This is a genomic window from Paenibacillus sp. 3LSP (assembly GCF_032465655.1).
Taxonomy (GTDB): domain Bacteria; phylum Bacillota; class Bacilli; order Paenibacillales; family Paenibacillaceae; genus Fontibacillus; species Fontibacillus barengoltzii.
In genome coordinates this window covers 35641-45504 of record NZ_JAWDJI010000192.1, presented here as the reverse complement: position 1 = coordinate 45504, position 9864 = coordinate 35641, and the positions used below count along the sequence as shown (strand labels likewise).

The 9864-nt window shown below is 52.0% G+C and carries 9 protein-coding genes; all 9 read left to right on the top strand.

The annotated features are described in order from the left end of the window. The first annotated feature begins 176 nt into the window (after positions 1-176). The 9 genes from cymR to RW092_RS16475 all read left to right on the top strand — a co-directional run bounded on the left by cymR (position 177) and on the right by RW092_RS16475 (position 9814). A complete protein-coding gene (gene cymR / locus RW092_RS16515) occupies positions 177-596 on the top strand; it encodes a cysteine metabolism transcriptional regulator CymR (protein WP_016311180.1) in 420 nt (139 codons plus the stop codon). A 125-nt stretch (positions 597-721) separates the two neighbouring features. Then, positions 722-1873 carry a cysteine desulfurase family protein gene (locus RW092_RS16510; RefSeq protein WP_085170343.1) on the top strand — a complete coding sequence of 384 codons (1152 nt, stop codon included), beginning with the start codon at positions 722-724 and terminating at the stop codon, positions 1871-1873. Positions 1874-1971: 98 nt separating this feature from the next. Next, complete coding sequence (locus RW092_RS16505) at positions 1972-2475, top strand: PRC-barrel domain-containing protein (RefSeq protein ID WP_028539914.1); 504 nt, start codon at positions 1972-1974, stop codon at positions 2473-2475. A gap of 34 nt (positions 2476-2509) precedes the next feature. Further along, positions 2510-2719 carry a hypothetical protein gene (locus tag RW092_RS16500; RefSeq protein WP_028539913.1) on the top strand — a complete coding sequence of 70 codons (210 nt, stop codon included), beginning with the start codon at positions 2510-2512 and terminating at the stop codon, positions 2717-2719. A gap of 240 nt (positions 2720-2959) precedes the next feature. Continuing rightward, entirely contained in the window at positions 2960-4399 is a 1440-nt protein-coding gene (locus RW092_RS16495) for a PTS mannitol transporter subunit IIBC (RefSeq protein ID WP_085170342.1), read from the top strand. 81 nt (positions 4400-4480) lie between these two features. Next, positions 4481-6601, top strand: coding sequence for a BglG family transcription antiterminator (locus RW092_RS16490; protein ID WP_316010709.1), 2121 nt, complete (start codon positions 4481-4483; stop codon positions 6599-6601). Between the two features lie 43 nt (positions 6602-6644). Further along, on the top strand, positions 6645-7082 hold the full coding sequence (locus RW092_RS16485) for a PTS mannitol transporter subunit IIA (RefSeq protein WP_085170340.1): 438 nt from the start codon (positions 6645-6647) through the stop codon (positions 7080-7082). Further along, entirely contained in the window at positions 7079-8233 is a 1155-nt protein-coding gene (locus RW092_RS16480; protein WP_085170339.1) for a mannitol-1-phosphate 5-dehydrogenase, read from the top strand. Before RW092_RS16485 ends, RW092_RS16480 begins: the two co-directional genes overlap by 4 nt. A gap of 411 nt (positions 8234-8644) precedes the next feature. Beyond that, the gene (locus RW092_RS16475) at positions 8645-9814 is read left to right on the top strand and encodes an AI-2E family transporter (protein ID WP_374700826.1); all 1170 of its coding nucleotides are present in this window, start codon (positions 8645-8647) and stop codon (positions 9812-9814) included. The last annotated feature ends 50 nt before the right edge of the window (positions 9815-9864 follow it).

The following is a 9864-nucleotide window of genomic DNA, read 5'->3' as shown; positions in this document are numbered from 1 at the left end:
TTTACAAACAATTTTTCTGTAATTTCTCATGTCAGGTTTGGTGCAAGGCTAGTGGGATTTGGGGGATTTGGGCGCAATTGTCGCAGAAGAACGCGGCGAATGGCCTGATACTGTTCTTTTAAGGATCAAGGATCAATTATATAAAGTTTATTTGAAAATTGAAAGAGGTGCCTTCTTTGAAAATTTCGACAAAAGGACGTTACGGATTGACGATTATGATGGAGCTGGCCGCTAAATACGGCGAAGGGCCGACTTCTCTGAAAAGCATCGCCGAGAAAAACCAATTATCCGAGCATTATCTGGAGCAATTAATCGCGCCGCTGCGTAACGCAGGTCTGGTGAAGAGCGTACGCGGTGCTTACGGCGGTTATATTCTATCCAAAGAAGCTAGTGAAATTACGGCGGGAGACATCATTCGCGTATTGGAAGGGCCGATTTCTCCGGTGGATTTCACCGAGGAAGACGATCCGGCCAAACGCGATTTGTGGCTGCGTATCCGCGACAGCATCGCTGAAGTGCTAGATTCGACAACGCTGGAGAATCTGGTGAACTTCGAGGAACAAGGAACCAAAGAAAATTACATGTTCTACATTTAATTTGTAAACCGACTTGCCATCAACAATGAGATAAGATACAATCAACGAACAATTCGGTAACCGTCCCGACTCCGGGGCGGTCATTTACGTTTTATCAAAAAAAGTTCTGAGACAAGGTGAGAGCCATGAAGCACATTTACATAGATCATGCCGCTTCCACGCCGATCCATCCGGAGGTTGCGGAAACGATGCTGAAGGTGATGCGAGAGCAATTTGGCAACGCCTCCAGCGTTCATTATTACGGTCGAGAGGCCAAACGCTTGGTGAACGGGGCGCGAGATACAGTTGCTAAGCACATCGGCTGCCGTCCGGATGAGCTGGTGTTTACGGGCGGCGGAACGGAGAGCGATAACTTGGCGTTGTTTGGCACGGCGTACGCTCGGAAAGCAGAAGGAAGCCATATCATTACGACCTCGATCGAGCATCATGCGGTACTTCACTCCTGCGAGCGTTTGGAGAAGGATGGGTTTGAAGTGACCTATTTGCCTGTGGATCGTTATGGACAGGTGCATCCGGAGCAAGTGCGGGAGGCTATCCGCCCCGATACGATCTTGATTAGTGTGATGTATGGTAATAATGAGGTAGGCACGATTCAGCCGATTGCTGAAATCGGTGAGATTGCACGGGAGCGGGGAATTGTGTTTCATGTCGATGCTGTGCAAGCGCTCGGCGCATTGCCGATCTCCTGTCGGGATCTGCCGGTCGACTTGATGAGCTTCTCGTCGCATAAAATCAACGGACCGCAAGGCGTTGGGGCTTTGTATGTACGGAAGGATCTGGTGCTGGAGCCGATGCAACACGGCGGGTTGCAGGAGCGCAAGCGCCGGGCAGGCACGGAAAATATGGCCGGCATCGCAGGTTTTGCCAAAGCCGTGGAATTGGCTGCGGCGGAGCGGGAGGCGCGCGTCGCCCACGATGAGGAGTTGATCCGAGAGTTGCTGTCCGCACTGGCGCAGCGGATTACTCGCGAGGCGTTCCATGTCAACGGCCATCCGGCGCATCGGCTGCCGCATATCATCAACATCAGCTTCCCGGAGGTAGATTCGGAGACGATGCTGATGAATTTGGATATGGAGGGCATTGCTGCCTCCAGCGGTTCTGCATGCACTTCGGGGTCGTTGGAGCCGTCTCATGTGCTGGAAGCGATGCATCTTCCGGAAAGTTTTTTGCGTTCTGCGATTCGATTTAGCGTCGGAATGGGTAATACTAGGGAAGAAATTTACGAAATCGCCGAAAAAATTGGAACCATCCTGGAACGTCTCCGTAGAAGAAAATAATGGGCATATTTTTGGGCTCAATTTAGCTTTTGCGGAGGGGAGGATCGTTTTTTTCGGGATTCACATGAGATGCCCAAACAGGGAGTGTCCATTCCAACATGAGAATGCAAGAAATGATCGGCCTGACCGTCTATGATGTGGAGCATGGCAAGAAGGTCGGGAAAGTCGTTGACATCCTCCTGGACCTTAATTGGTCGATCGTCGGCATCCAACTGGAGAATCGATTGTTTTGGAATTCCAGTGTCAAGGCCGTGCGATGGGAAGATATCGTGGCTTACGGTGAAGATGCCGTGATGATCTGCAATCAACAGGCTGTCCGCAAGTGGAGAGCCGAGAATATACAGAATACCTTCTTAACGGGAAATGGAAAATTAAAAGAACTGCCTGTCCTGACTGAAGACGGAATACGTCTAGGCCATGTAACGGATGTTTATTTTGAACACGAATTGGGAAATACAATTACTGGAATTGAAATTAGCGACGGGTTTTTCACCGATCTGATGGAAGGGCGCAAGCTGCTGCCATTTATGCCGGAAATGACCCGAGGGGAAAACGCGATCATGGTGCCCCTGGGCAGCGAACAGCTGCTTGAAAAGCCGTGAATTTTTATGTGGATGGATAGGTGATGGTTCTATGATGAAATGTCCAAATTGCAATTCCAAGGATATTGGGAAGATCGGCTCCCACCAGTTCTATTGCTGGGGTTGCTTTATCGAATTAACGGTAAACGGCGACAAAATGTCCGTATACCAAGTAGAAGAAGACGGAACGCTCAGTTCTCTGGATGATCTGTTCTTCGGCGAGGAAATGGTACAGGATTTCTCGGAAATGCACGCTTCCTCGTAAAAATATATTCCGGTGAGGCTGTAAAGATGCACAAGCTGTCCCTTTTAAGACCGAAGGGGGCAGCCTTTTTATTTTTGGAGGGAATCACTCTTCAAATGTTGACAACAATAATCATGACGAAACCGTGTTTTGATTTGATTGAGTTAGAAAGCGCTTTGAATTAGGATGAGGGTAGAAACACGGTAAGCCAACAAGCAAATTGTTGTTCATCCGTGCATCTTTATAAGGGGGTTACTCTTTATGGCTACAGCACAATCCAAACAGCCGTCTGCAGGAACCGGCGGAGCCCGAGTGAAGGTTCAGCAGTTCGGCCGTGCGCTCAGCGGTATGGTAATGCCGAATATCGGCGCGTTTATCGCATGGGGGCTCATTACCGCATTATTTATCCCGACCGGTTGGATTCCGAACGAATATCTCGGCCAACTCGTCGATCCTATGATCAAATATTTGCTGCCACTCCTCATCGGCTACACCGGTGGGCAAATGATCCACGGCAAACGGGGGGCAGTGACGGCAGCGATTGTGACAATGGGCGTTATCGTCGGCAGCGACATTCCGATGTTCCTTGGCGCCATGATCGTTGGCCCATTGTCTGCTTGGGTTATTAAGCAGTTCGACAAACTGGTCGAGGGGAAAATTAAGTCCGGCTTCGAAATGCTGGTCAACAACTTCTCGATTGGGATTCTAGGCGGTGCGATGGCACTCGGGGCATACGCTGGCGTTGGCCCAGTCGTAACCGCCATCAGTAAAGCGTTGTCTTCGGGTGTTGACTTCCTGGTGGACGCCAAATTGCTGCCTCTGGTCAACCTGATTATTGAACCAGGTAAAGTCTTGTTCTTGAACAATGCGATCAACCACGGTGTCATTACGCCAATTGCTGCGGAAGAAGCACTTCGAGTAGGCAAATCGATGCTGTTTATGCTCGAATCGAACCCGGGCCCAGGTCTTGGGATCCTGCTGGCTTACTGGATCTTTGGTCGCGGCATGGCGAAACAATCGGCTCCAGGTGCGGTTGTCATTCACTTCCTGGGCGGGATTCATGAGATTTACTTCCCGTATATCTTGATGAAACCGATTCTGGTGTTGGCTGCAATGGCTGGCGGCGTGGCTGGTACGTTTACGTTCCAATTGACCGGTGCAGGTCTTGTAGGTTCTCCTTCTCCGGGTAGTATTTTTGCTTACTTCCTGATGACGCCAAAAGGCGGTTACATTCCAATGTTAAGCGGCGTCATTGTTGCGGCAGTCGTTTCGTTCCTCGTTGCGTCGCTGCTGCTCAAAACGGGTAAACAAACGGATGAGGAAATGGATCTGGCTGAAGCTTCAGCGAAAATGAAAGAAATGAAAGCTGCAGGTGCAAAATCCGACGCGGCAGCTCCTGCTGCAGCAGGCGGAGTGAAGAAGCAAGTGGTGAACAAAATCGTGTTCGCTTGTGACGCCGGTATGGGGTCCAGTGCGATGGGTGCCTCCGTTCTGAGAAAGAAAATGCAGGACGCCGGCGTGAAGGTGACGGTTGTGAACTCGGCAGTCAGCGAAATCCCAAGCGATGCCGACATCGTTATTACGCAAAAAACGCTGACGGATCGCGCGATCGCCAACAAACCGGACGCCGAACATATCTCCATTGATAATTTCCTGAAAAGTCCCAAATACGATGAACTGGTTGAGCGTTTGAAAGGCTAAGCAACGCCAGTTACGATGCGGGGGCAGAACACTGGCGATTTTGTCGCCGGTGTTTTGCGTCTATATTAGGAGAGACTTGATATGCGGAAAATGACCGCACGACAAAAGCAAATCCTCGTTCTCCTCCTTGGACGCAAGCACGGGATGACCGCTGCGGAAATCGCTGCGGAAATCAACGTCAGCGTCAGAACGGTTCACCGGGAACTGGACGAGATTGAAAAAATATTAGCCTATTTCGACTTAGTCCTGCACCGGAAATCCGGCACCGGAATCTCGGTCTGGAGCAACCCCGAAGATAGCGAGGAGGGCGAGAAGCTGCAAGAGGCCAAGCGATTGCTGCTGGTTGATAATGCCAGCGACTATTCCATTGAAGAGCGACATCTTTTGCTGATCTGCCGTTTGCTTGAGGAGCAGGAGCCGTGTAAGCTGTTTACGCTGGCCCATGGCTTAAAGGTAACGGTAGCAACGGTCAGCAGCGATTTGGATGAACTGGAGCCCTGGTTCACCCGCTTTGGACTGGAACTGGTTCGGCGCCGCGGTTACGGCGTGGAGTTGCTTGGCGAGGAACAGCAGAAACGCGCGGCATTATGCCAACTGGCGGTCGAGCACTTGGATTACTCTGACTTGATTGGAGGCACGCCGGAAAACCAGGTCTCCTCCGCCACCGCCAGATTGCTTGAGGTCGTTGGGACGGATCACCTCATGACGATCGAAAACACGTTGTGGGCGATGAATTGGAGCTGGACGGAGCATTTGTCCGAGAATGCCTATACCCAGCTGCTTATTCGTCTCTCCGTTTCAGTGAATCGGATGAAGGCAGGAAGGTTAGTCCAATGCTCAGGTAAAAATAACAAGTCTACCGCTGGGGGCGGGGAGCAGGATGAAACCGAAACGGCTCGCTTTGCTTCCCGTTTGGCCAAGAAGCTGGAGCTTACGTATCCGCCGGAGGAACTGGCTTATATGAATAGCTTGTTCAGCCGGGCGAAAGAAGCTTCCCCTGAGCTCGTCCAAGCGGATATCGAGTTGGTTGAGACGGTATATCGGTTGACTGAGAACGTCGTGAAGCGCACCGGCATTCCGTTTCAGGAAGATCGACTGCTCCGGAACGGTCTGCTGGAGCATATGGGCCCGGCTTTCAAACGCATCCGCGAAGGCTCCCGCATCCGCAACCCATTGCTGGGCGCCATTCGCAAAGATTACGATGAGTTGTTTGGCATCGTACGTGAGGCGATGAACGAAAGTGTGGCTGGCCTGGAGGTTCCGGACGAAGAGATTGGCTTCTTGGTGATGCATTTCGGAGCCTCTATGGAGCGTCTGAACCAGCTTGGCCTTAACATGCGGGCGATTCTCGTCTGCTCCAGCGGGCTAAGCTCCTCCAAGCTGCTGGCCACGCGGCTTGCCAAAGAAATGCCGCAAATCGAAGTGCTGGGCAATGTATCTTGGTACGAGGCGAAGCGGCTTCCTGAATCGGATTACGACTTAATCATCTCGACGATTGATTTGCCTCTTCCAGAGGATCGTTACGTAAAGCTAAGTCCGTTATTAACAGATGAGGACACTGAGCGATTGCTCGAATACGTCCAGCGTACCGTATTAAAATCTCGTAAGGTGACACCTGAGCCGGAGTCCACGAAAACCAGGGCATTTGACAAGGTACGGTCCTTGTCGGTGTCACTGAACGAGGTTGTCAGTCTTCTGGAGCAATTTGACGTCCGTGATTTAAATAATCGAGGGCTCTCCTTACGGGAGACGGTTTCGACGGCTTTGGAGGAAATGAATCAACGATTCGTCCCGCCGTCCGGTCCCGCTAGACTTGAGCCGAAGGAGTGGCAGCTGAAGCACGCTATATCCGATGTGCAGGCCGTAACCGACCGTTTGTTGGAACGGGAGAAGATGGCCAGTCAGGTCATTCCGGGCACGTCGCTGGCGCTGTTTCATACACGAACCCGGTTTGTGAATTACCGTTCACTGGCGTTGTTCCGTTTAGAAGAACCTGTGGTGCTGGACGGGGATACAGAAGTTAGCGCATTGCTATTTATGCTCGCGCCGCGAGAGTTGTCTCGCGAGAGCTTGGAAGTGCTCAGCGAAATCAGCGCCTTGCTGCTTAAGCCGGAGTTGGTAGAGCTGCTGGAAACCGGAGAACGTCAGGAGATCCGAAATTTTTTGGCGACCGAGCTGCTGGTTTATTTTGAGAATTTGTAACTAAAAGAAGATAGGATAATCCGTGGAAAGGGAGAGAACAATCATGAAAATACTGTCTAAAGAGAAAATTATTTTGAACGGCAAGGCAAACGATAAATATGAAGCCATTCGTATGGCAGGAAAGCTGCTGGTCGACGCAGGTCACGTGACGGAAGAATATGTGGACAAAATGATCGAGCGCGAAGAGATCGTCTCCACTTATATGGGTGGAGGTCTGGCGATCCCGCACGGGACGAAAGAAGCCAAAGGCATGATTTCCTCAACCGGCCTGTCGGTTGTCCGCTTCCCGGAAGGTGTTGATTTTGGCGGGGATGAGCCAGCCTTTATCGTGATTGGTATCGCTGCAGCCGGCGGGGATCACATGGAGGTCCTGACGAATGTTGCGATGGTGTTCACAGACGAGTCTAATCTGGAACGAATTATGAATGCAAAGACGGAAGAAGAAATCGCGGAAATCCTCGAAGGGGGCATGGAAGGATGAAGGCGGTCCATTTTGGCGCAGGGAATATCGGCAGAGGATTTATCGGGTTGCTGTTGTCTCGTTCCGGTTACGAGGTATGCTTTGTTGATGTGAACGAGAAGCTAGTTTCGGAGCTGGCCCAGCGTAAGGAATACCCTGTTACCTTGGCCAGCGATCAGCAAGAGACTGTGATGGTTAGAGGCGTAACGGCGATTAACAGCATGAGCGATCCCGCTGCGGCTGCTCAGGCGATTGCGGAGGCTGATTTGGTGACGACGGCGGTGGGTGTAAACATCTTGAAGCATATCGCCGGTACAATCGCCCAAGGGCTCACCCTGCGGAAAGATGGCGCCGCAGCCGCCCCGCTGCATATCATTGCCTGCGAGAACGCCATCGGCGGCAGCTCCCAACTCAAAGAGCATGTTTACGCCCAATTAGATGAAGCTACGCGGCAGTGGGCGGACGATCATGTGGCGTTCCCGGATGCGGCGGTTGACCGGATCGTTCCGTTGCAGCAGCATGAGGATCCGCTGCAGGTTGTGGTCGAGCCATTTTATGAATGGGCGGTTGACCAATCGCAAATGTTTGAAGGCTTCCATCGGGTCGAAGGCGTCCACTATGTTGACCGATTGGAGCCGTATATCGAACGCAAGTTGTTTACTGTAAATACCGGCCATTGCTCGGCCGCTTATATGGGATATTTGCAAGGCCATGCGACGATTCAGGAAGCGATGAATGATCAAAAAGTCGTCCAGCATGTGCGCGCCGTCCTCTCGGAGACCGGGGCGGTGCTTGTGGCGAAACATGGATTTTCGCCAGCCGAGCATCAGGCATATATCGATACGATTCTGGAGCGCTTCGCCAATCCGGCGTTGACGGACGAGGTTTCGCGGGTTGGCCGTTCACCGATCCGCAAGCTGTCCGCCGGCGATCGGCTGGTCTCCCCGGCAACGCAGGCGTATGAACGGGAATTTGGATACGGGTACCTGGCGTTGACGATGGCGATGGCGCTCTGTTTCGATGTTCCGGACGATCCGGAAGCCGCAGAGCTGCAAGCGTCGCTGCGCGAAGTTGGTGCTTCCAAGACCCTGGCCAAATACACCGGCCTCGACGCCGAGCACCCCATCCATCAAGCGGTGCTGGCACATTATGAGGAGTTGAAGGGCCGCTGAGCGGCAAATAGTAGGGTGCTCCGCTGACGTTATTTCCCTGCTTGAAGGCTTGTAGCAGCCCGGGCACATCTGTAGTACTAGATGCGTCCGGGCTGTTTCGGTTTGCACGCCCGGCTAACGGACCCGGGAGGCGTTATTGGTCGCGAAAACCGAACCTTTGATATCTAACGGACGGAGATGACCTTATTCCAGCGAAGTTGTTCCGGTTGGCTGCATTTTTGGCTATATAACGACCGCTGGGTCCGTTACATCGGGAAATGGTCGGGAAATGACCGAATAACGCCTCTCAGGTCCTTTTGGAGCATGCGACCCGGCAGTCGCGATCAACTCCCCTCATAAATTTACCTCCACTGACAAATACTAATCTATACGAGTATTTCGCTGTGTGAAGCAGGGAGGGGCGTAACATCGATGGGAGCCAATGAACAGAGGGAGCAAGCACGCAAGCAGCAGATGGAGCAAACGCAAACTGCACCAAACGAGCAACAAGAGCGGGAAGAGCAGAAGCAAGCGCTGATCCCGATCACCCAAAGCAAGCTGTTTCGATATGGCGTTTGGCTGTTGTTGGGGCTGGTGATCCTGTTTTTTGTGTGGCAGCTGCGGCCGATGTTTGCCCTTGTCTATCGATTTATGAAGGCGGTTTTCGCCCCGTTTGTCATCGCCATCATTATTTCTTATGTCTTAAATCCGATCGTTCGGATGCTTAATGGGCGGAAGGTGCCGCGGACGATGGCCGTGCTGCTGATTTATGCGGTATTTCTGACTGGCCTATCCGTGGTGCTGATGAATGTGATTCCGATGTTCGTTGAACAACTGGAGGAGCTGGGCGAGCATTTGCCGGAGCTTACGTTTCATACCCAGCAAATGATGAATCGATGGGACAACGGGATTTTGCCAGGGAGCATCCGCATGGGCATGAACAATTGGTTTTATCAATTTGAAAACCGGTTGGCCAGCGCCATTTCCGGTTTCCTGGACAATATCGGAACAACGATTGGCGTTGTGTTTAATGCGTTTATTATCCCGTTCCTGATCTTCTACATGCTGAAGGATATCGAGCTGATTGAGCGGCTGATTCTGCAGTACTTGCCGCGCTCCCGGCGCAAGTCGATCCTAACGCTGCTTAAGGAAATCGATATGGCCTTAGGGAACTATGTCCGGGGGCAATTGCTGGTATGCGTTATTATCGGTGTGCTCGCCTACATCGGCTATATGCTCATCGGCATGCCGTTTGCGCTGTTGCTGGCAGGAGTGGTTGCTCTATGCAACATCATCCCTTACCTGGGGCCATTTCTCGGGGCGGCTCCGGCCTTGGTTATGGCGACGACGATTTCTTGGAAAATGGTCCTGCTGGTCCTGCTCGTCAACATGTTGTGCCAAACGATCGAAAGCAACGTCATTTCTCCGCAGGTGGTGGGACGGAGCTTACATATGCACCCCATGCTGATCATTTTGGCGCTTCTTATTGGCGGGGAGTTGGCAGGGGTGCCCGGTCTGATATTGGCGGTTCCGTTTTTTGCCGTGGTGAAGGTGGTTATTCAGCATTTCTATGCCTACTATGTTCGCCGCAAAGCGATGTGATTCAGGCGGACAAGTTGCATTGACACGGCGTTCCTCGCCTTATATACTTA

Excerpts from the sequence above, each read along its gene's own strand:
- RW092_RS16505 (WP_028539914.1), top strand. The coding sequence starts at position 1,972 with ATGAGAATGCAAGAAATGATCGGCCTGACCGTCTATGATGTGGAGCAT.
- RW092_RS16475 (WP_374700826.1), top strand. The coding sequence starts at position 8,645 with ATGGGAGCCAATGAACAGAGGGAGCAAGCACGCAAGCAGCAGATGGAG.
- RW092_RS16485 (WP_085170340.1), top strand. The coding sequence starts at position 6,645 with ATGAAAATACTGTCTAAAGAGAAAATTATTTTGAACGGCAAGGCAAAC.
- RW092_RS16495 (WP_085170342.1), top strand. The coding sequence starts at position 2,960 with ATGGCTACAGCACAATCCAAACAGCCGTCTGCAGGAACCGGCGGAGCC.
- RW092_RS16500 (WP_028539913.1), top strand. The coding sequence starts at position 2,510 with ATGAAATGTCCAAATTGCAATTCCAAGGATATTGGGAAGATCGGCTCC.
- RW092_RS16480 (WP_085170339.1), top strand. The coding sequence starts at position 7,079 with ATGAAGGCGGTCCATTTTGGCGCAGGGAATATCGGCAGAGGATTTATC.
- RW092_RS16510 (WP_085170343.1), top strand. The coding sequence starts at position 722 with ATGAAGCACATTTACATAGATCATGCCGCTTCCACGCCGATCCATCCG.
- RW092_RS16490 (WP_316010709.1), top strand. The coding sequence starts at position 4,481 with ATGCGGAAAATGACCGCACGACAAAAGCAAATCCTCGTTCTCCTCCTT.